The 21,867-nt window shown below is 69.3% G+C and carries 11 protein-coding genes and 1 pseudogene; 1 reads left to right on the top strand and 11 read right to left on the bottom strand.

What is annotated here, in order from left to right; all coding sequences use genetic code 11:
• Positions 1-83: 83 nt before the first annotated feature.
• Positions 84-1,255 (bottom strand): annotated as a pseudogene (locus G3I77_RS02435) (ABC transporter ATP-binding protein).
• A gap of 476 nt (positions 1,256-1,731) precedes the next feature.
• On the opposite strand from G3I77_RS02435, the gene G3I77_RS02430 reads away from it, so the two are divergent.
• Entirely contained in the window at positions 1,732-2,901 is a 1,170-nt protein-coding gene (locus G3I77_RS02430) for a DUF418 domain-containing protein (protein ID WP_248500751.1), read from the top strand.
• 26 nt (positions 2,902-2,927) lie between these two features.
• Here the strand turns inward: G3I77_RS02430 and G3I77_RS02425 are convergent, their stop codons facing one another.
• The 10 genes from G3I77_RS02425 to G3I77_RS02380 all read right to left on the bottom strand — a co-directional run bounded on the left by G3I77_RS02425 (position 2,928) and on the right by G3I77_RS02380 (position 21,671).
• Positions 2,928-6,500, bottom strand: coding sequence for a glycoside hydrolase family 32 protein (locus G3I77_RS02425; protein ID WP_248500750.1), 3,573 nt, complete (start codon positions 6,498-6,500; stop codon positions 2,928-2,930).
• Between the two features lie 86 nt (positions 6,501-6,586).
• Positions 6,587-8,125, bottom strand: coding sequence for a glycoside hydrolase family 32 protein (locus tag G3I77_RS02420; protein WP_248500749.1), 1,539 nt, complete (start codon positions 8,123-8,125; stop codon positions 6,587-6,589).
• The gene (locus G3I77_RS02415) at positions 8,122-9,165 is read right to left on the bottom strand and encodes an ABC transporter ATP-binding protein (RefSeq protein WP_248500748.1); all 1,044 of its coding nucleotides are present in this window, start codon (positions 9,163-9,165) and stop codon (positions 8,122-8,124) included. The genes G3I77_RS02420 and G3I77_RS02415 overlap by 4 nt, the downstream gene beginning before the upstream one ends.
• Entirely contained in the window at positions 9,162-10,115 is a 954-nt protein-coding gene (locus tag G3I77_RS02410) for an ABC transporter ATP-binding protein (protein WP_248500747.1), read from the bottom strand. The genes G3I77_RS02415 and G3I77_RS02410 overlap by 4 nt, the downstream gene beginning before the upstream one ends.
• A 3-nt stretch (positions 10,116-10,118) precedes the next feature.
• The gene (locus G3I77_RS02405; RefSeq protein WP_248500746.1) at positions 10,119-11,039 is read right to left on the bottom strand and encodes an ABC transporter permease; all 921 of its coding nucleotides are present in this window, start codon (positions 11,037-11,039) and stop codon (positions 10,119-10,121) included.
• 13 nt (positions 11,040-11,052) lie between these two features.
• On the bottom strand, positions 11,053-12,030 hold the full coding sequence (locus tag G3I77_RS02400; RefSeq protein ID WP_248500745.1) for an ABC transporter permease: 978 nt from the start codon (positions 12,028-12,030) through the stop codon (positions 11,053-11,055).
• Positions 12,031-12,129: 99 nt separating this feature from the next.
• Positions 12,130-13,812 carry an ABC transporter substrate-binding protein gene (locus G3I77_RS02395; RefSeq protein ID WP_248500744.1) on the bottom strand — a complete coding sequence of 561 codons (1,683 nt, stop codon included), beginning with the start codon at positions 13,810-13,812 and terminating at the stop codon, positions 12,130-12,132.
• 73 nt (positions 13,813-13,885) lie between these two features.
• Positions 13,886-14,908: a LacI family DNA-binding transcriptional regulator gene (locus G3I77_RS02390; RefSeq protein ID WP_248500743.1), complete on the bottom strand. Its 1,023-nt coding sequence runs from the start codon at positions 14,906-14,908 to the stop codon at positions 13,886-13,888.
• A 623-nt stretch (positions 14,909-15,531) separates the two neighbouring features.
• Positions 15,532-15,696, bottom strand: a complete 165-nt coding sequence (locus G3I77_RS02385; protein WP_248500741.1) for a hypothetical protein — start codon at positions 15,694-15,696, stop codon at positions 15,532-15,534.
• 623 nt (positions 15,697-16,319) lie between these two features.
• Entirely contained in the window at positions 16,320-21,671 is a 5,352-nt protein-coding gene (locus G3I77_RS02380; protein WP_248500739.1) for a DUF3883 domain-containing protein, read from the bottom strand.
• Positions 21,672-21,867 lie beyond the last annotated feature (196 nt).

The raw sequence follows: 21,867 nt of genomic DNA, 5'->3' as shown, positions 1-21,867 counted from the left end.
TCGGTTTCTGTGGGTGTCGGTGCGTGGGGTCGTCCGGCCGGGAGTGGGGCCGTGGACGGCCGGACAACCCCGCGTGCGGTGGGTCATCGCGCGAGGGCCAGGAGCTGGGTGGCCGCCAGCTGCGCGTACAGCCGGTCCTGGGCCACCAGTTCCTCATGGGTGCCCACCGAGCGAACCCGGCCGGCCTCCATGACGACGATCCGGTCGGCGCCGATGACCGTCGACAGGCGGTGGGCCACCACCAGCACGGTGGCCTCGCGGGCCACGTCCGTGATGACGTCCCGCAGCGCCAGCTCGTTGTCGGCGTCGAGCTGTGAGGTCGCCTCGTCAAGGAGCAGCAGCCGGGGCTTGCGCTGCAGGGCGCGGGCGATGGCGATGCGCTGCCGCTCGCCGCCCGACAGCTTCGAGCCGCGGTGTCCGAGGTACAGCAGGAAGGCGATGAGGGTGGACACGGGAATCGCCCCGGACGCCACCCGCGCCCCGCCGAGCCCGCCACGGCCTCCCACTTCGCGCTCTTCACCCCGTGCCGCCACGCCCGGCGTGCCGCCGTCTCCACCCGGGCGGTCTCCCGCTCCTCGGCACCGGACGCCTTCACCGTGCGAAACGCCCCGAGAACCCGCTCCAGCGCGACGGAGATCTCCCCGACCGCCTCCTGCGACCGCTCGGTGGCGCGGGCGATCCTCGGCATCACCAGCGCGACGGCCCCGCCGACCAGCACGACCGCCCCGAGCGTCACACCCAGCAGCACGACGTCCAGGTACGCCATCATCACGATCGCCGCCACGAAGGCCACCGCGCCGGTGGCCGCGGAGACGACCGCCTGGGTGCTGACCGCCCGCAGCAGCGTGGTGTCCGAGGTGACCCGGGACATCAGATCCCCCGGCGGGATCCGCTCCCACTCCGCGATCCGCAGCCGCAGCAGCCGTCCCACCAGGGTGCGCCGCGCGGCCAGGACCACCGACTCCGCCGTCCGCTCCAGCACATACGCGCCGAACGCCTCGACCGCCGTGCCCAGCAGCACCAGTGCGGTGAGCGCGATCAGGATCCCGGCGATGGTCTCACCTGTCGCGAGCCGGTCCACCAGTGTCTTCGTGGCCAGCGGCTGCAACAGTCCCCCGGCGGCCCCGACCAGGGCGCACAGCAGGCCGAGGGCGACGGCCCACCGGTGCGGTCGGACGTACGCGCCCAGTGCCTTGACCGTCTCTCGGGCGGACACGGAAGGTTCATCCGTCGTGGGGGCGGATGCGGTGTTCACGAAGTTCCTTTCTTCTGCGGTGTGCGCTCATGCGTCAAGCCGAGGAACTCCAGAAGCTCGCCCCTGCCGGGGACGGCGTCACGGCCCGGTCCTTCGGCCGATGACCGAGGGAAGTGCCGGTCGCCATGTGTCGCGCACGGTGTGTCATGCCTCCAGCCTGGAGGCCCGGCCGCCCGGCGCCCATCCGGCAACCGTCGGGTTCACCCCGCCGAGTGGCTGACGACGACCGCCGTCCGGTCGCGCCGGACCGGTCGGGGCGAGCCTCCGCCGGTCGGCGGGGCGGTACCCGCCGACCGGCGGGGCCGTTACCGAAGCCTGCCGGATGGTCCGCCGCCTGACGTCCACGCGAGATTCTCCGTATGACACAGACACAGCCGCCGCAGGAGACGTCGGCTCCGCAGGAGAACTCGCCCAACTCGCCTCCGCAGCCCCGAATTTCCCCCGAATCCGCCGTGCCCGCCTCGCGCGGTCCTTCGATGGGACGCCTCGTCGGGGTGGACCTGGCCCGCGCGCTGGCGGTGTTCGGCATGTACGTCGTGCACATCGGTCCCCCGCTGTCGGCCACGGACGGCGTCGCCAGCTGGGTCCGGTACATGGCGGACGGTCACTCGTCGGTCCTGTTCGCCACCCTCGCCGGGTTCTCACTGATGCTGCTCGCCGGTCGCCGGGAGCCGAAGACCGGCCTGGCGGGCCGGCAGGCGAAGGCCCGGATCGCGATCCGCGCCGTGGTCCTGCTGGCGCTGGGCACCGCGATGGCCATGGAGTACGGGGGAGTGATCATCCTCGGCTTCTACGGGGTCTACTTCCTGCTCGCCCTGCCCTTGGTGCGACTGCGGGCCAAGACCCTCGCGATCACCGCGGCCGTACTGGCCCTCGTCACACCGCAGCTGCTGTTCGCCCTGAACTCGGTGCTGAACGAGCCGGTCCAGCAGAGCATCAACGCCTACGACCCGCTTCGCCGGCTCAGCGACGTGGGAGTGCTCGATCTGCTGTTCACCGGCTTCTACCCTACGATCACATGGATATCGTTCGTGATCGCCGGTATGGCGCTGGCCCGCCTCGACCTGTCCCGGACCGCCGTCCAGTGGCGCCTGGCCGCACTCGGCGCCGCCCTCACCGTGGCCGCGTACGGCATGTCCTTGCTGCTGGCCGGCAAGACCGCGTTGAACAGCTTGGCGGAAGACGGGCCCTCGTCCGGTGGCTCCGGGTCGATGTCCGGTGGCTCCGGTTCGATGCCCCCCGGCGGCGGGTCCTTCGAGCCCGAGGCATCGATGCTCCTGACGGCCGGGCCCCACAGCGGCACCACGTTCGACATCATCGGCAGCGTGGGAATCGCCATCCTCGTGATCGTGGGCGCGACGGTGGCGATGGACCGCCTCCGGCGACTGCGCCGCCTGGCCACACCGATCATCGCGGTGGGCACCATGTCCCTGACCGCCTACGTCGGCCACTTCGTCGCACAGTCCGTGCTGTCCGGGTCCGGCGGGTCCAGCGGCCCCGGCAGCACCCAGCAGTCCTGGGTGCCGCTGCTCATGTACGTCCTCGGGGCGATCGTGTTCGCCGCGGTCTGGTCCCGCTTCTTCCGCCGCGGCCCCCTGGAGTACCTGCTCAACGCAGCCACCACGCCGGCGAAGTACATCCGATGAGACTTACAGCTCGGCCCGCCCTGCGGTCACAGCTCCCGCACGTACGTGTCCTGGTACGCCGCCCTCCCCCCGAACACGTTCAGGCCGACGTGTCCGCTCCTGTACGTCGTGTCCGTCACGTCCATGATCCGGGTGCCGTTGAGGAACACCTGGATGCGGTCGCCCTCGGTGAGGACGCGGACGGGGTACGTCGTGCCGCGGCGGACCAGGGCTGGGACGCGGGCGAGGGCTTTGACGTCGTCGAAGTAGCCGTCGGTCTTGGCGACCAGGCGGATCACTCGCAGGTCGGGGTCGATGTTGAGGCAGTAGGCGTCGGCGCCGTCAAAGGAGGCGCGCCAGAGGAGGGAGAGGGCGCCGCCGGTGTCCGGGTCGGGGCTGCCGAGTCGGACCAGGGTGGTGAGGTCCAGATCGGTCGCCGTGCGGACCGAGATGGCGTTGGAGTCCTTGTCGAAGGTCGCGGCGCGGCCCGCGCCGTCCGTCGACCAGCGGCCGGCGGGAGTGATGGTCAGCTTGCCGAGGTCCGAGCGGAATTCGCCGCCGATCGGGGCGGTCGGTAGCGGTTTCACTCGGTCCACGAGGCGGTAGGTGCTGTCCAGCTTGTGCACCTTGAGCGACTCGATGTGTGCGGTGCCGCCCTTGGCGTAGAAGGCCATGCCGTCGGAGTCCGGCGTTGGGAAGATCAGGCTGGTCACGGCGGCCTGTCCGTCGGCGCCGAATGCCTCGACCGATGAGGAGTCGATGTACACGCGCAGGGTGACGCGGCCGTCGGTCGGCTTCATCGGGGCGGTCGTGCGGCCCGTGAAGTGCTGGGTGAAGTCGCTCAGGCCCGAGGCCGAACGATCGACGAACAGCATTTTCGCCTCGGCGTCGTATCCGACCGTCGTGTGCTGGTCGTTGTCGGTCCGGAGGCGGAAGCCGATCTCCGTGGCGGTGCCCAGTGTGACTTCGGCCTCGATCTCGTAGGCGGTGCCCGTGACACGTGTGAGCGGGTTCGTGGAGTCGGGGCCGACGGAAAGGTTTTTGCGGGTCGTGGTGGAGGTGCGCAGTGCGGTCAGTTCGCGGACCGGGCGCTGGACCATGCGTACGCCGTCGGCGGTGTCCGTGAGGGTCAGTTCGCGGGGAGTGCTCAGCTGGCCCTTCCAGGTGCCGGTCGGGGCGCTGAACGGGTAGTCCCAGTTGCTCATCCAGCCGAGCCAGACGCGGCGGTCGTCGGGCAGGCCGTAGAAGGACATGGCGGCGTAGTAGTCGCGGCCGGAGTCGGCGCGCAGGACCGTGCCGGCCTTCTGATCGGGAGTGAAACCGGTGCCGTTCCACTCACCCGTGAAGTACTGGGCGGCCGAGCCGTTCGTGGCGCGTACGGCACCGGTGCTCAGGGTGAGGACCCACTTCACCCTGTCCTTGTCGCCGTCGACGGGGAGCGGGAAGAAGTCGGGGCACTCCCAGACGCCGGGTGTGGCCCAGTCGCCGTAGCCGAAGGAGCTGACCTGGGTCCAGGTGAGGAGGTCGGTGGAGGTGAAGAAGCGGATGTGGTCGCCGCCGGAGACGACCATCAGCCACTGGTCGTGGGCCTCGTCGCGGATGACCTTCGGGTCTCGGAAGGTCCAGCCGGCGTCTGGGCCGCCCGGGTTCTGCACGGCCGGACTCGAGCCGCCGTGCAGCTGCCAGGAGCGGCCCTTGTCCTTGCTGTACGCGATGCGCACGCCGGCGTTCCCGCCCGGCTTGTCCGGGTGGTAGCTCGTGTAATAGGCGATCAGGCCCGAGCCGCCGTCGAAGAGACCGGAGGTGTCGTCGGCGTCCACGACCGCGCAGCCGGTCCAGCAGTGACCATAGGTGTTCCAGGGCAGGGCGATCGGCAGGGGCTGCCAGTGGACGAGGTCGGTGCTGACCGCGTGCGCCCAGCGGCCCTCGTCCTGGTGGAAGAGGTGGTACTCGCCGTCGTGGTGCAGCAGGCCGCAGGGGTCGCTGGTGGAGCCGGTGAGCTGGGAGTAGTGGTACATGGGGCGATACGGCTCGGTGAAGTAGTCCGCGGTGCTGTGGACTTCGACGTTCTGGAAGTACGACGTCCCGTGCGCGGCCGCGGTGCCGAAGGCGGCGCCCTTGGTGCGGGACACGCGGGTCTTGAGCGCCCGTACGCCGTCCACGTACACCTCGATGGTTCTGCCCGTCGCACGGGCCTCGACGCGGTAGGTGCCGCCTGACGCGATGCGCCGGACCGGGCCGGAGGCGGAGGCGAGGCAGATGCCGGAGGAGCGGTCCAGCAGGACGACGGCGTCGCGGCCGGCTTCCAGGCGGGCTTCGTAGCCGCCGGAGCCGTTCGCGGACGCGCGCAGAACGAGGCCGGGCGAGGAGGAGCGGTCGCCGGGTGTGATGTCGGCCCTCGCCACCAGATCGCCGTCGGTGCAGGGGGCCGTGCGCAGGCCGTTCTCGCCGCGGATGCCGCGCAGGTCGGGCGTCCAGGTGCCGGAGCGGGCCGTCCAGCCCTGGAGGCCGGTGGCGAGGTCGGCCGCGGCGATGTTCTCGAAGGACACCGCTCCGGCCGAAGCCGTGACGGCGAGTCGGCCCTTCGTGTGGGCGGAGTCCTGGGCGGTGATGACGGGGCTGTAGCCGTCGGGAGAGAGGAAGTCGGTCTGCCAGTGCACGCGCAGTTCGTCGTGTTCGGCTTCGACGCGCAGACGGTAGACCGTGTCAGCCTCGATGGTGGTCGCGTAGGTGCCGAGGGTGACGTCGCCGTCGATGCGGTAGAGCCTCAGCCTGCCCTGGTCCGCGTCGACTTGGACGCCGTAGCCGCGCGTGGCCTTGGCGTCGGTGCGCACCAGCAGTGCGGCGCAGGCGGAAGCGTCGTGCAGGAGCAGGTCGGCCTGGAGCGCGGTGTCGTACGTCGTGGTCGTGGTGATGGCGCGGGCGGTGGCTCCCTGGGTCGGTGCCGCGCGCCAGCCCAGCGGACTCGCGGTCCAGATGCCGCCGCTCGTGGCCCAGCCGGTGAGGTTGGTGGTGACCGAGGAGAGGGAGGGCGGGCCGAAGGTGACCTTGCCGCCCTGGGCGAGCAGGCCCACCGAGCCGGTGTCGTGGCGGTGGTCCTCGATGTGGAGGAGCCGCTTGCCGTCGACATGAACCGTCAGCTCGGGTCCGTCGACTGCCACTTCGAGGTCGTAGGGCTTTCCGGCCTGCGCGCCCGGGAGTGGAGCGGCGGCGAGTGTGTCGCCGCGAGCCAGGTCGTAGAGCCGTATGCGGGCGCGGCCGGGGTCGAGGGCGACCGCGTATCCGGTCGAGCCGTCGAGGGCTGTTCGGAACACCAACGCGCCTACGGAAGAGGAGGATTGGGGCGTGACGTGGGCCGCGTACGTACCCTTGGCCGCGAGTTGCTGCTCGGACAGGGCGAGGGCGGGCCCGCGACGGCCGGCGGTCGCCTTCTGGCCGCCGTCGGAGGTGCGGGTCCAAGTGCCGGCGACGGGGATGGGGTCGGGAATCGGGGTGGCGGCGGGGGTCGCTCCGGCGGCGCTCGGGGCGGCGGCCTGTGCTGCGGGGAGGATGCCTCCGAGAGGCACCAGGGTGGCGGCGGTTCCTCCGGCGAGCAGGAGGGTACGGCGGGACACGCTCATGGCGGCTCCTGAGGGAGAACAGGGGGAGGGTGGGCCACGGCCCGCGGGGACGTCCGCCCCGCGGGCCGTGGTCGTGTGTAAGTCCGTCACGGCCACAGCGGCCGGGGCCCGTCGGTGAAGGCCGACGCCATCTGCCAGGCGTCGAACCGCTCCAGGGCCACGTCGCCGTCGGCACCGATACCGACGCCGACGGCCTCGTCCGGGCGGGTGGGGTAGATGCGGGCGGTCAGGGCACGCCCGCCTGCGAAGATCTCCAGTGCGGAGTGGTCGACGAGGACGCGCAGGTCGACCCGCCCGTCGGGGTCCAACGGCAGTTCGCCGTACCGGGGTTCGGTGTCGACCGTCGGGTCGAGGCTGCTGGTATCGCGGTGCAGCCGGAGGGTGCCGCTCGCTCCGTCGTGCGACCGGCTCACCTCCACGACCGTGCGTTCCGCGCCGTCCGGTGTCTCGCGGAGCACGAGCCGGGCGGTCGCTCCGGGAGCGAGCCGCAGGGTTGCCTCGATGTCCAGCTGGTCCCCGCGCACGGCGGGCAGCCGGGTGTACGGGTCGGCAAGCCTGCCCGGAGCCGCCTCTACGCGCTCCCGCCGCAGCTCGGTCAGCTCCGGCACCGGGGCCTGATGCAGGCCGCCGTCCGTGGCGAGCGTGACGACCCTCGGCAGGGACATCACACCGCACCAGCCGGCCTGCGCGTTCGCCTCGTCCGTCCGGCCCTCCTGGAGCCAGCCGAACATGATGCGGCGGCCGTGCTCGTCACGGGTGGACTGGGGGGCGTAGAAGTAGCGGCCGCCGTAGTCGAGCCGGTGGAGGCCGGTCGGGGTGAAGGTGTCGCCCTGGTAGCGGCCGGTCCAGTACAGGGGGTGGTGGGTGATGCCCTCGTCCCAGGCGGAGAAGACCAGGGCGTCGGTGCTGCCGGACTCCCCGCCGAGCCGGAAGAGGTCGACGCACTCCCACATCGTGCCGGTCCAGTCGAGCTCGCCCTGGTTATGCGAGGCGTCGCCGGTCAGCAGGGGGCCGACGTAGCGCCAGCTGCGCAGGTCGTCGGATTCGTACAGGAAGGCCGTTCCGCCGACGCCCCGGATTCCCGAGCCCACCAGCTGACGCCACACCGTGTTCTCGCCGGAGCCCTCCCGCCAGACGCAGTGGTCGCGGAAGGCGGTGGTGTCGAGGCCCTCGGGCGGGGCTGTGATGACCGGGTTGGCCGCGTCCTTGGTCCAGTACCTCAGATCCGCCGATCCCCTGGCCACGCACGGGAGTTCATGCTCGCCGTGTCTGCCCGAGTAGACGAGCGTGGGCACCCCCCCGTCGTCGACGAGGACTCCGGACCAGCAGCCGTCGCGGTCCGGGCCAGTGGTGCCGGGGACGAGGGCGACCGGTTCGTCGGTCCAGTGGACGAGGTCGGTGGTGGTGGCGTGGCCCCAGTGGATGCGGTGGTGGGCGGCGGCGAGCGGGTTGTACTGGTAGAAGAGGTGGTAGACGCCGTTCCAGTGGGTCAGCCCATTGGGGTCGTTGAGCCAGCCGCCGGGCGAGGTGAAGTGGAACCGGGGGCGGTGAGGGTCGCGCAGAGCGCGCTCTGCCAGCCCCTCGGCGGTGTGGCTGCCGGAGGAAAGCGTGAGGTCGTGGGTCATGCGGCGGTGGTCTCCGCTTTCTCGGTGTCGTCGGTGGCCTCGCCGTCCGGCCGGTCTGTGGCCTTGAGGACGCGGCGGGCGATGTCGGAGGCGGGTGCGCGCAGATGGCAGCGCACCCAGTGGGGCTGTCCGTCGTTCTCGCCGAGGATGTGGCGGACGGGCTCGGTGCGGCTGCACGTGCCGTCGTCGCCGTAGGGGCAGGACGTGGGGTCGAGGATCGCCTCGCGCAGGCGTGCGCGCTCGACGGGGTCGTAGCTGCCGGCCCGTTCGGGGTCGGGTACGGCGGACAGGAGAAGGCGGGTGTAGGGGTGGGCGGGGGTGTCCATCACCGCCAACGCGTCGCCGCCCTCGACGAGTTCGCCGGCGAACATGACCATCGTGGTGTCCGCGAGGTAGCGGGCGGAGCCCAGGTCGTGGGTGATGTAGAGCATGGCGATGTTCCGCTCGTCGCGCAGGCGCCGCATCAGGTTGAGCACGCCGACGCGCACGGAGACGTCCAGCATCGACGTCGGTTCGTCGGCCAGGATGAGGCGCGGTTCCACCGCCAACGCGCGAGCGATGGAGACGCGCTGGCGCTGGCCGCCGGAGAGTTCGTGCGGGTAGGACTGGAGCATGTCCTCGGTCAGGCCGACCGTTTCTATCAGCTCGCGCAGCGCCTGTGGTGTGGCGGAGCGGCCGTGCAGGACGAGGGCGCGGGTGAGGAAGTGCTCGATGCGGTGGACGGGGTTGAGAGAGCCGAAGGGGTCCTGGAACACCATCTGGACCTTGCGGCGGTACGCCCGTGATACCCGGCGCCGTTCGGTGCGCAGGACATCCTCGCCGTCGAGCAGCACCTGTCCGGCGGAGGGGTGTTCGAGGCGGGCGAGACAGCGGGCGATGGTGGACTTGCCGCTGCCGGACTCGCCGACCAGGGCGGTGATCCGACCGGCAGGGAGATCGAAGGAGACGTCGTTGACGGCTCGGACGCGGCGCCGGGAGAAGACGGTGCCGACCTGGAAGTCCTTGGTCAGACCGCGTACGGACAGCAGGGGCTGGGTCATCGCGGGGCTCCCTGGGCACTCTGGGCCGCCCACCGGCCGGGGGCGATCTCGCGCAGGTCGGGGATGTTCGTGGAGCAGTCCGAGCGGTCCTCGGGACAGCGGACGTGGAAGCCGCAGCTGTCGGCGGTGCGCGGGGCGTCGAAGAGGCCGGTGAGTTCTTGGCGTGGGCCGGTCAGCGGCGGGAAGGCGTTCATCAGCGCCTCGGTGTAGGGGTGGAGCGGATTGGCGAACAGGTCCTTGGCGTCGGCGAGTTCGACGATCCGTCCGCCGTACATCACGCCCATGCGGTCCGAGAGCTCGACCATCAGGGACATGTCGTGGGTGATGAAGAGGATGGAGAAGCCCAGCTCCCGCTGGAGATCGCGGATCTGCGCCATGATCTCCTGCTGCACGACCACGTCGAGCGCGGTGGTCGGCTCGTCCATGATCAGCAGCCGGGGGCGGAGCGCGACGGCCATGGCGATGACCACGCGCTGGCGCATGCCGCCGGAGAGCTGGTGCGGGTACGCCTTCAGCCTTCCCGGGTCGATGCCGACCAGCTGAAGCAGCTCGCCGGCCCGCTCCCGCGCGTCCCGCTTCTTCATCCGCTCATGGGTGGTGAAGATGTCGACGATCTGCTCGCCGATGGTCAGGACGGGGTTGAGCGAGTTCATCGCCGACTGGAAGACCATGGCGATCTCCCGCCACCGGAAGGCGCGCAGCTCCCGTGCGTCCAGGGCGAGGACGTCCCTGCCCTGGAAGCGGATGCTGCCCGCGGTGATCTCCGCCGGGGGCTTCAGCAGCCGCATCACCGCGTTGGCGATGGTCGACTTGCCGCAACCGGATTCTCCGGCGAGGCCGAAGACCTCTCCGGCGCCGATGGAGAAGGAGACGTCGTCGGCGCCAACGACTGATCGTCCGTCACTGCGGTATTCGACGCGCAGGCCGGTCACCTCAAGTACGGGTTCCATGGCTCAGCCCCTCCTCTCACGGCGGGCACGGCGGTTGCGCAGCCTGGGGTTGGTGATCTCGTCGACGGCGTAGTTGACCAGCGCGAGCGCGAACGCGACGAGCGCGATGCACAGTCCGGAGGGGACGAAGGCCCACCACGTGCCGGTCATCAGCGCGCCGTCGTTGCTGGCCCAGTACAGGTTGGTGCCCCAGCTGACGACGCTGCTGTCGCCGAGGCCGAGGAACTCCAGGCCGGCCTGGGCGCCGATACCGAAGATCACGCAGCCGAGCAGTGTGGTCATCACCACGGACGCCATGTTGGGGAGGATCTCGCGGAACATGATCCGCAGCGGGCGCTCCCCCGTGACGACGGCCGCGGCCACGAAGTCCTTACCGCGGATCGACTTGGCCTGTGCGCGCAGGACCCGGGCCGAGCCCGCCCAGCCGGTGACGACGAGGACCAGGATCACGGTGGAGGTCCCGGGCGGCAGGAACGCGGCCAGGATGATGAGCAGGGGCAGGCCGGGCAGCAGCAGGAAGATGTTGGTGACCAGGGTCAGCGCGTCGTCCACCATGCGGCCGAAGTACGCGGACGCCAGGCCGACGACGATGGCGACCGCGGTTGCCACGAGCCCCACGGTGAACCCGACGAAGAGAGAGCTGCGCGCGCCCCACAGGGTGAGGGCGAGCACGTCCTGTCCCTTGGCGGTCGTACCGAACCAGTGTGCGGCCGAGGGGGCCTGGCTGCCCGTGGAGTTGATGAGCGACGGGTCGCCCGGTGCCAGGACGGGCGCGAGCAGGGCCAGCAGCACGAAGAGAGCGAGCAGGACCAGCCCGGTCAACGCCTTCTTGCTGTCGGTGAGCTGGCGCAGCAGTCCGCGCCTGCGGGACGTGCGCGCGGGGGCTGTCGGCGTGGTGGCCGTCGCGATCTCGATGGCGGTCATGTCGGCAACCTCCTCAGCGGACGCGGACGCGCGGGTCGAGGCGGACGTAGACGAGGTCGACGAGCAAGTTCGCGAGCAGCACCGCCGCCGTGATCGTCAGGAAGATGCCCTGCATCAGCGGGTAGTCCAGGCCCTGAACGGCCATCAGCAGCTGGTAGCCGATGCCGGGGTAGGCGAACACGACCTCGGTGAGCAGCGCGCCGCCGACGACGAAACCGAGTGCCATGCCGAAGTTGGTGACGGAGGGCAGCAGGGCGTTGCGGGCTGCGTAGCGGAACATGATCCGCGAGGGGCTGAGCCCCTTCGCCTCGGCCATCGTGATGTAGTCCTCGGCCGCCGTGGCGATCATGGTGTTGCGCATGCCGAGCATCCAGCCGCCGATGGAGACCAGCACGATGGTCAGCGCCGGCAGCACCAGGTGGGTGGCGACGTTGGAGAGGAACTCGCCGTTGAAGCCGGGGGTCAGTCCGACGTCGTAGGCGTGCCGCAGCGGGAACCAGTTCAGGCTCACCCCGAACAGGTACAGCGCGCCCATGGCCAGCCAGAAGTACGGGAACGAGCCGACGAAGATCAGCAGGGGCGGGAAGGCGGAGTCGAGGACGCCGCCGCGCCGCCAGGCGGCGACGATGCCGAGCAGGTTGCCGACGACGGCCGCGATGACGAGCGCGACGCCGCCGAGCAGCAGGGTCCAGCCGATCTGTGAGCCGATCACCTCGGAGACCGGGGTGGGGAAGCGGGTGATGGAGATGCCGAGGTCGCCGGTGAAGACGCTCTTGACGTAGGAGACGTACTGCTCCCAGAGGGGGCGGTCGTCGAGGCCGAAGAGTTTTCGCAACTGGGCTATCTGGTCGGGCTGCATCGTGCCCTGGGCCTGCGCGAACATCCGGGAGACCGGGTCGCCCGGCATGAAGCGCGGGAGAACGAAGTTCAGGGTGATGGAGGCCCAGAAGGCGAGCAGATAGAACCCCAGGTTGCGCAGGATCAGACGCACGGGTCGTGCTCCCTGTCGGTGGGGGTGAACGTGGGTGGCGGTGCGCGGGGAGGGGGCGGCCGTCCGGGGAGGAGGGCGGCCGCCGGTCCGCGGGCGGCGTCAGCCCTTGACGGGCTTCAGCGACGTGAGCACGAGAACCGTGCTGCCGTTGCGGTTGCCGAGGGTGGCGTACGGGTTCTCTTCGGTGGGCCAGCCGGTGAAGCGGGCGTCCGTGTACGCGCCCCACTCGGGACCGGTGAAGAGCGGGACGACGGGCGCGTCCTTGTCGTACAGCTCCTGCAGACCGTCGATCTGCTCACGCTGCGCACTCTCGTTCGCGGCGGCGGCGAAAGCGTCGATGAGCTTGTCGGCCTTCTTGTCACCGAAGCGGTGGTAGTTCTCCGTGGCCTGCTTGCCGACCGGCCGCACCATCTTGGTCGACATCACGCCGCGGAAGTACTCGTACGGCGTGGCGCCGTTGTTGCTCCACACGATGCCGGTGTCGAAGGTGCCGGTGTTGTACGAGGACTGGACGGCCGACCAGTCGGGCGTCTTCACGGTGGCGGTGATGCCGACCTTCGCCAGGTCCTGCTTGATGATGTTGGCGACCGAGATCCAGTCGGAGGAGGCGGAGCCGACGGAGATGTCGAGCGTGAAGTTCTTGCCGTTCTTCAGCTTCCGCTTGCCGCCGCTCTCCTTGTAGCCGGCCGCGTCGAGGGCCTTGGCCGCCGCGTCGGTGTCGTACTTCGTCCAGGCGCAGGACGCGGCGAGGTCCTTGTCGCGCCACTTGTCGTACGTGCGGGCCAGGCCCGTGCAGTCGGCGGGCTCGGCGTAGCCGCTCATCGCGACCTCGGTGATCTGGTCGCGGTCGACGGCCATGCTGAGCGCCTTGCGCACGGCCGGGTCGTCGAAGGGGGCCCTGGTGGTGTTCAGCTGCCAGTTGATCATGGCGCCGGTGGCCGGGAACCAGTAGTGGTTGTGCTTCTTGTCCTTGGCGACGAAGGACTTCTCGATGTCCGGGATGAACGACTGCGTCCAGTCCACCTCGCCGTTGGTGAAGGCGATGTTGGCGCTGTCGTTGCCGGAGAAGGCGAGCATCCGGATGCCGGCGATCCGCTGCTTGGCGGGCTGCCAGTAGTCGGGGTTCTTGCGCAGCTCGTACGACTGGCTCTGGAACTTCTCGATCTTGGTGTACGGGCCGGTGCCGACCGGGTTCGGGTTGGTGAACTTCGCCGCGTCCTTCACCTTGGACCAGATGTGCTTCGGCACGATGTAGTGGCCGCTGATCTCGTAGAAGGCGGGCGAGAACGCCTTGTTGAAGGAGAACTTCACGGTGTGGGCGTCGACCGCGGTGACCTTGTCGAGGTAGTCGTAGCCGCCCAGCACCTTCTTCTGGAGCTCGAAGGTGTAGACGACGTCGTCGGCGGTGAGTGCCTGGCCGTCCGACCACTTGACGCCCTCGCGCAGCGTGAAGGTGAGGGACTTGCCGTCCTTCGCCTCTTCCCACTTGGTGGCCAGCCACGGGGTGTCCTTGGCGTCCGCCATGCTGTGCACGACCAGCGGCTCGTAGACGGCCTCCTTGGTCATCGGGGCGGCCTGCGGGGAGAGCGGGTTGAAGTTGCGCGTGAACGTCGCCAGATCCTCGCGCGGGATGGTGAGCAGCTGGTTGCCCGAGGTGTCACCGGCGCCGGAGGCGCCCGAGCCACCCGTACAGGCGGACAGGACCAGGGCTGCGGCGGCGGCCGCGGTGACCGCTCTCAGGACGACCCGGGGCCGCCGAGAAGGTATGCGGGAGGGTGCCATAATGGAGACTCTTTCCTCTCTTCAACACACAGGACGAAGACGGGATGGGATAACTCGGCGGAATGATTCGCAGTCAGACCGACGAGCGTTCGAGCAGCGGGCAGTCGATCGTCACCCGGCGGGTGTCGAGCGGCTGCCCCGCTGCGAGAGCGGCGAGCATGTCGACGCCCTTGGTGCCCATGGCCTCGAAGGGCAGGGCGAGCGTCGTCAGCTTCGGCCGCAGATAGGCGGCGATGAGTTCCTGGTTGTCGAACCCCACCACGGCCACGTCGTGCGGGATGCGCAGCCCACGTTCCTTGATCGCGTCGTACGCGCCCATCGCCATCCGGTCGTTTCCGCAGAACAGCGCGGTCGGCCGGTCGGCGGCCGGGCGGTCCAGCAGTTCGCAGGCGGCGGTGTAGGCGCCGTCGGCGGTGGCCCAGCCGGGGATGACGAGGGCAGGGTCGGGCGTGATCCCGGCCTCGCGCAGAGCACGTTCGTACCCCTCGCGCCTGCCGATGGCGGCCGGGATCGCCGGGTCGAGGTTGATGAACCCGATGCGAGTATGACCGGCGTCGAGGAGCCGTCGGGTCGCCCGGTGCCCCCCCGACTCCTCGTCGGGCAGGATGCACGGCAGCTCCCCTTCCGCGTCGTAGCAGTTGACCAGCACTGTCGGCACCTCGCGGACGGCTTTGGGGAGCATGACGGCCCGGTGCCAGGTCGTGGCGTACAACAGCCCTTCCACCCGGTGCTCCAGCATCTGGTCGAGCGCGGCAGCCTCCTGGGCGGGGTCGCCCTCGCTCGCGGCGATCAGCAGGAACCTCCGGTCACCCCAGGCGCGGCTCTGCGCGCCCGTGATCACCTCGGCCGCGAAGGGGCCGGTCACGATCTCGGTGATCAGTCCGTACCACCCGCTGCGGTTCGCGGCCAGCGCCCGCGCCCCGGCGTTGGGCCGGTAGCCGAGCTCGTCGATCGCCTCCAGGATCCGCCGACGGGTCTCCTCGGGGATGGCGGCACCGGGCTTGTCGTTGAGGACGAAGGAGACCGTGGTCCGCGAGACGCCCGCGTGGCGCGCCACATCGCTCATGGTGACGCGCTGCGACTTGTTCGTGGCCACTTCCAGTCCCTTTCGCCCGACCGGGGGCGAGATACCGCCTCCGGTTTCGCGCTTTAATAACGCGCGTTACTTCCGTGTGGCAGGGAAGTTACGTCCGTCTTGAGCGGCATGTCAATACCTATGTATGGGCTGCATCTGGCCACCGGCCCGTTGCCGGGCAGCCCCGCGCCGTTTCGAGAGAGGCAAGCAGTCGCCATGGCCCGACCCCAGGCCACCTACACCTTCTACGCCGACAGCGCCGCCGGCTGAGGGTCGACCGACGAGGAACTCGCCGCCACGAGGTCGGACGGCGCGGCTTGCCTGCACACAGGCTCCCTGGCGCTGATACGCCAGCCCGGTCGCTCGGCGGACGCGGCTCCCTCGCCTCCCTCGACGGCCTCCGCGTCACCGTCCCTCCTCGGACGCCTCGGTGACCGACGCGGACGAAGCGGTACTGGAGACCGACCTCGAACGACTCCTGCCACATGCCTGAACGCGGCATGCCCGTTCCCGCGACGTCGACTGCCGAGCTGAGGGGCAAAGACGCAAGGCTTCGCCGAAACGGAAGACGCGCGTCATGCGGAGTGCAGGAGCGGGGAGCGGACGGTTCATCCATGGATCGCCCCCAGCCGGGAGAGTTCGGATCACCGGCCGTCACGCAGAACCAGCATCGACGCGGTGCCGGAGCGGACGAGCCCGGTCAGTCTGACCCGTTTCAGTACGAGCGGCTTCGCCGACGCTTCCAGCTCGGGCCGCGACGGCAGCCCAGCGATCGAGAGGTCGCCCAGTATCCCGGTGCGCACCACCACTCACCGCACCGGACCCAGCCGCTCAAGCCAGGCAGCGCAGGCGAAGGCCCCCAGGCAACCAACCATGATGACAACGCGGTTGAACTCACGAGCAGCGGATTCAGTCCGTTGGCCCAAAGTCCTGAATCCGTACGCCCGCTGAGACGTTTCCGCAGGTCACAGACGTGCATGGTGGGGCGGGTGGGACTCGAACCCACGGCCGACGGATTATGAGTCCTTTGAGGATCTTGGCGGTCCTTGTCAGTGTGTGTCGATTCACGGCGTTCTTGCAGGTCAGGCGCGTGCATCTCTGTCAGCCTTGCGCGGTTTTTGTCGGTCGGTTCCTGTCCTTGCGGTCCCTCTCTGGTCCCTGACGCTCCCTGAGAGACTTGCCCGATACGGAATTCTGGACGTCGCTCCAGCTCAGCGGACGCGACTCGAACCACAGCGCAGCGGATTTCCCTTCCAACGCGCAGAGGCTCCGCCCCGGTACTCGGGGCGGAGCCTCTGCGGCCGTAGTCGCAGGCCAGGAGATCTACGTGCAGGCTACCGACCAGCCACGTACTGCACCAGGGCGAGCTGCCTGCCCCTGCTCGATGCGAGGGCTATCCCAACGGACACAAGTGGACTCCTGGTGTCGCGCGTCATAGCCGATAGGAGAAGCGCAGGGCGCCGCCCTCCTCGCGGTAGCGGCCGCGTCCTTGCTTACCGAAGGGGTTCGGGAGCATGTGGATGTCCACCCGTTCCGGGTCAAGGACGGAGGTGACCACGAGAAGCCGCCAGCGTTCATTGCCTGCGTGCTGCTGCGCCGCGCGTACCTCGCTCTCCCCCAGTTCGATCTGGCCACCGTCGCCTCGAGTCGCCTTCACCTCGAACATCATGGGCCGCTTACCAGAGCCGACCTTGAAATCAAACCCGAGGCCGTCGTCTCCGGACGGCCCGGGGAATGCCTTTCGGCGATTGCTCGACACCCAGCTGGTCTCGTCCATACCGGCGGAGTAGCGCCCGCGGAGCCAGTGGTACGCGTACCACTCCCCCATGTATCCGAGGGCTTCGCGCTGGGCGGGCGACAGCCCAGCGTCCGAGGCGCCGCCGTACCGCCTTCCGCGCCTGCGATCGGTCGCGGGTGTCCGACTTGCGGGTTCCATTGGCTGGAGCCGGGTGAAGATAGCGCGGCCACTTGAGAGTCCGGGGACTGCGCCGTTGTCGAGGGCCCGCTGGAGCTCGACAGTCAGTTCGGTGAAGTCGCCCGACTGCACGTCGAATTCCCGGCCGCCGACGGAGAGTATTCTCCGTCGGCGCTCCCGCTCGCGACGCTCGTGTTCCGCCGCGTTCCGCACCCGGTCCAGGTCAACCGTGGTCAGCCCGTGCTGGCCGGGATCGGTCGTCGCTGGCATCCCGTCCGGCCAATGGCCGAGAACGGCCAGCCAGGCAACGACGTCGTCTGGGGTGAGGAGGCGGAAGTCCAGCGCGCCGGCCTCGTCAAGGTGCGCGGTGATGCTCTCCGCCGGATTGGCACCGGCCAGCGCCGCAGGTAGCGGGCGCCCCGCTGCATTGACTAGAACGACGAGGCCTGCGGCCGTGGCGGCGATCACTCGGTTATTTCCGCTCCGCACCTGGTCGATCGCCGGAAGAGTGTCGCCCTTGCGGGGAGCTGGTTCGCCCAGCCGCAGCGTTAGCTGCTCTTCGACGTGCCGCTCCAGCAGCTCGCTGCTGGCCGTGTCCACGGTGTACGCCCATGCCGCCGGGGCTGTGATCCAGTCCAGTGAGCGCAACGACGGCCAGTCCGCCAGCGGGCGCCGTGCGTCGAAGTCGTTCTTGGCTGTCCAGCGCAGCCGGTTCACAAGCTCCTTCTTGTGTAGGTCGAGGTAGCCGCGTACTGCCTCCTCGTGGGCCTCCGCATGGCTGATCGGATCATGGTGTGGCGCCAGAGTCTGCAGTGTGTCATTCAGAGCGGCGAAGTCGATCCCGAGGACGAGCCGCAGTTCGTCGATGCTCCGGGCAGTGCGAGCCCGAGCGATGAACTGCTCCGGCGGCAGCGGTAGTTCGTCTGCGTATTTCACGAGCGCGGCCTGGAACTCCCTGGTGTCGCGCGGCGGCGGCACGGTCAGCATGTCCGCTGTGTCGGCGCCCAGGATGTGGACGAGGAAGGGATGGCATCGCTTCAGCACCACGCCGATGGCTCCGTCGATGCGCCGGCTGGTCTCCTCAATCTGATGGACCATGACTCCGAGGGCTTCTGCGAGTTCGTCTTGCGCGGGTGAGCGCAGATCGGCGTGGCAGGACGCGAGCTGGAGGGCGGCGAGGCGCAGCCGGATGCCGAATTCCCGGTGTCCGAGCAGATCGGCGAGCGCCTCCGAAAGCCGGGCTACCTCCGCCCAGTCCGGGTCCGCTTGCCGGGCCAGCAGAAGGGGATGCTTGGGATCGACGAGGGGCAGAATCCCGGCGAGTCGGTCCGGCATCGTCACGGTACGACCGTCAAGTTTGATCTCCCAGGAGCCGTAGCGGTGCAGCCGGATACGGCGGACGGCAGACGTCAGGTCGGTCAGTTCCGCCTCGCTCGGTCGAGGGCCGTCCGCCACGTGGTCGGCGAGAACGCCTACGGCCAGGGTGAGCCAGGGCAGACAGTCGACGAGCGGCTCGCCCATGGTGGCGGGATTCACCTCCTCACCGTCGACGGTCACTGAGAACGTCGCGTCATCGACGTGCCGGACCGCGTTCGGACGGCCGAGCCTGAGGCGTTCGGCGACCTGCGCGGCGACGCCAGGAACCACCAGCAGCGGACACTCCATCTCGCGTACCAGCCGGCCGGTCAGGCCGTCGCGCTCGCCACTGACGTACAACACGGATTCTGTGCCCTTCAGTTCGGACAGCGGCACGGCTACCAGCCGCTGCCCCGATTCGGCGAGCAGGACTGCGTCCTCAGGCAGCACGCCGTATGGCTGCTGCACAAGGTGCTTCCACGCGCGCTCGTTGGTGCGCTGCGCGGCGGGCCGGTCCTCGCCGCTGACCGCGCCCTCCGCCACGAAACGCCCCAACGCGGAGACGAGGCGTGCGCTGTCCCGTGCGTGATCCCAGGTGGGCAGCCCCATGGAGCGCAGCCGGGTGCTGACCTTCTCCGGTTGGAGCAGATGGCGTATGCGGTGGTCGACGGTCGGCGCGTAGGCAGGTTCGTCCTCCAGCCCGGGCGGGCAGTGCCAGGCATCGGCCGGCCGTACGAACCGTACGGCCCGGCTGCGGTCCCGTACCGGAAGCCATGGTTGCTCCCTGATGAAGGCGGCCAGGGGTGTCAGCACCAGCTCCTGGTCGTCCCTTCGGCTTCCTGCACTAGTCCATGTGCTGGTGAAATACGCGTCCCTCCAGTAGGCGAGAGCGTGTAGGACGAGCCTCGCATACGCCAGCCGGGCACTTTCGCCGAGCCGGCTGACAATGTCCTGGCCCGGGATCCGGTAAGCAGGGGTGCCGGTGTACGGCGTTTGGGGATAGCGCGCGTTGGACCGCCGACGGTCGATGTGCGGCTCCCACTGCGCCACTACCTCGGCGGGCACGTTCGCCATGCGGACCAGCGGGCGGGTGGTCAGTTCATGGCCGTCCGCGCGTGTCGTAGCCCCCCTGGTGGAGATCGGGATCAACCCGTCGGTCACCCCCACTTCGCTCAGGAACGCCCGCCACTCGTCGGCCGTCTCCCCTCGCTTGACGAACGCGTCCGGTGCCGCGATCAGTCGCTTGGCGATCCATCTGAGGCTCTGGGACGCCTCCTGTCCAGCGGTGACAACTGCAGCCAGATCGTCCCCGGTGGTGCCGTCCCACCCTCGGCCGAAGGCCGCGCCGTTCGCCTCGATCAAGGCTCCGTCCGCGGACGGCACGTACAGTCCCAGCGACGAGGCCGCAAATCCGCCCGGTGACCGCCGCGACCGCCACAGCCGAAATACGAACCGGAGGGCTTGGAGGCGCAGCTTGTGGTCCTTGCTTTCCACAAGGGCACGGCTCACATGTTCCAGCAGGCCCTTCATATCGAAGGGCCGGACGAGCCCGGCGCTCTCAAGGAAAGTGCGGGCGGGCAGGCGCCGTACGTGCCCCGTGCCATCGGTCCAGGTAAGGCCTGGGTGCAGGTAGAAGAGCCGCTTGCCGAGCAGTGCGGGAACCGACAGCGCCTCCGAGTCGTCTGTCTCCCCTCGCACGGGCTGGAAGAACGCGTCACGCCGAGCCCGACGTGCGGTCCGCTTGCCTTGCGAACCGCTGTGCCCTGCGCCCCCGTTGGCGTGTCGCAGAGTTCCGTCGTCGGCCAGGAGCAGCCTCTTGCCGCGCAACACGCGGCCGTCTTCCTCGAAGAGAGCGGCCAAGTCGTCGTACACGGCGTTCCATACGCCGACGGGCTCGCCAACCCCGGACTTGGGCAAGGGGAGCGTAGCGGCCATCCGCTCCACGTGATCAGCGAGCGCCTCCGGTGTCGGCTCCCAGGGGCACTTCAGCCCCTTGCACATCACGGCAAGTCGCCTGAGACGATCGGTGCCGAGCTCCGGGTCGGCAACCACGGCACCGGCCTCGTGCGCGCGCTGTGCCGTGAGCACGGACAAGTTGAGATCGGGCCAGAGGACCGCACGCCGGGGCGATGCCCAGGTCAGGTGGGGTGCCGCGCCATCGCTGGCGAGGACGGGCACGAGCGGTACGTCGGCCAGCTCGCAGCCGTGCACATGCCGGGCCGCTGTGACCAGCAGCCCAGCGGACCGGTGCCCGTTCTCCCAGCTCACCAGGTCTACCGCCACCTGCCGAAGCCGCAGATGCTGCATCGTGCGCAGCCGCGCGGAGGCGGCCAGACAGGTCTCGGCGAGGGCGTCAAACAGCATGGCGTTCAGCGGATGTTCGCGGTCGAGGTCGGTCCGGTCCATCTTGGTGAAGAACGGGGCGTTAACGTGCCCGGCGAAGGGTGTCGTCACACCCTCACCCAGCGGCAGGAAGGTATAGGTCTGTCCGCGCCGTGTTTTCCCCGCGACGGCGAGCGGTGCAGCGATCTCGATCACAGCAGATTCGGCCCACTCCCGCCACTTGTCATCGAGGAGGCCGAGGTCGACGGCTTCCACGAGCGTCTGGTCAAGTCGCTCCGGCGCCACCCTGCCACGCGCGACGAGGAACGCCCCGGCCGGTCCCAAATCCACTTCCGCGAAGAAGAGCGCGGCGGTCGAGGCGTCCTCATCCTCGGGAGCGAACGAGCTTTCCACGCGGGTGAGTTCATGGATATCGCGCACCTCGCCCTCAACCCTGCGCTCGAGTGTCAGACGAGAGAGACGGTCCAGAAACAGCATGATCGGCGCCTTGGCCTCAGCGAGCTCCTCGAGCCGGAGGCGAGCCTCGGCGCGGGCGGCCTCGCTCTGCAAGGGGATCCGGACAACGGTGACGTGGCCCAGCTTGGCCAGCTCGGCGCAGACCGGCGGCACTTGCTCAACCGGAAATGGAATCTGGAACGGTGGAAATTCAGCGACCGCTCTGCGCGCCGTGTCCGCGTCCCCGAGGAGCTCCTCTACGTCGCTCTCCCGAGCAAACCGAAAGCAGTAGCCGTCCAGTTCCGAACCGCCCGGTCCGTCCGGATCAGAGCTGTAGATTTCGGGCCCCTTGCTGATCAGCAGGACGCTCCGGAATCCCACGCCCTTATTGCCGATCCCCTCTCCGATGACCTTCGAGCTCTGGGCGATCTTGCACACGTCCTCAACGTTCTGCCAGGTGAACGGTGTACCGCCGTTGGCGACGTATAGAGTTCCCCACTCGCCTTCGTCCTCGTCGAGCAGCACATGCACCTGGCCGTCATGGCGCTCCCTGGGGTGCGCGTCATGACCGTTCTGCAGCAGTTCCAACAGGAAGCGTCCGGCGTAGTCCCGGGCGCTGCTAAAGGACAAAGCACGCAGTTGAAGGGCCGGCCGCCATCTCGTCGGCCGCCGCCAGTCTTCTAGCACTCCGAGCGCGTACTCCCGGAGTTGCTGCGCACACACGTCACCAGTCATAGTCCCCCCTCGCCTCAACGTCGGAACGGACCGTATCCCGCACCTCTGACACCTATCGTTCACAGACCACGATCGGGTGAAGATCACCAGATCAGCTTGACCAAGGCTCTGTCCGTCCGGGCCCGCGGCACCCGCGCGGAGGCGGTGATGTCGCTCCCACATGCATAGAGCGAAAACCATCGTGCCGCCGTGGGAA

Source organism: Streptomyces sp. D2-8, assembly GCF_023184515.1.
In the GTDB taxonomy this organism is placed as follows: Bacteria; Actinomycetota; Actinomycetes; order Streptomycetales; family Streptomycetaceae; genus Streptomyces.
This window is presented reverse-complemented; position numbering and strand designations above follow the sequence as displayed.

What these genes read in the sequence shown, in the direction of transcription:
- G3I77_RS02430 (WP_248500751.1), top strand. Translation starts at nt 1,732, where the DNA reads ATGGGACGCCTCGTCGGGGTGGACCTGGCCCGCGCGCTGGCGGTGTTC.
- G3I77_RS02380 (WP_248500739.1), bottom strand. Translation starts at nt 21,671, where the DNA reads ATGACTGGTGACGTGTGTGCGCAGCAACTCCGGGAGTACGCGCTCGGA.
- G3I77_RS02425 (WP_248500750.1), bottom strand. Translation starts at nt 6,500, where the DNA reads ATGAGCGTGTCCCGCCGTACCCTCCTGCTCGCCGGAGGAACCGCCGCC.
- G3I77_RS02395 (WP_248500744.1), bottom strand. Translation starts at nt 13,812, where the DNA reads ATGGCACCCTCCCGCATACCTTCTCGGCGGCCCCGGGTCGTCCTGAGA.
- G3I77_RS02405 (WP_248500746.1), bottom strand. Translation starts at nt 11,039, where the DNA reads ATGACCGCCATCGAGATCGCGACGGCCACCACGCCGACAGCCCCCGCG.
- G3I77_RS02420 (WP_248500749.1), bottom strand. Translation starts at nt 8,125, where the DNA reads ATGACCCACGACCTCACGCTTTCCTCCGGCAGCCACACCGCCGAGGGG.
- G3I77_RS02410 (WP_248500747.1), bottom strand. Translation starts at nt 10,115, where the DNA reads ATGGAACCCGTACTTGAGGTGACCGGCCTGCGCGTCGAATACCGCAGT.
- G3I77_RS02415 (WP_248500748.1), bottom strand. Translation starts at nt 9,165, where the DNA reads ATGACCCAGCCCCTGCTGTCCGTACGCGGTCTGACCAAGGACTTCCAG.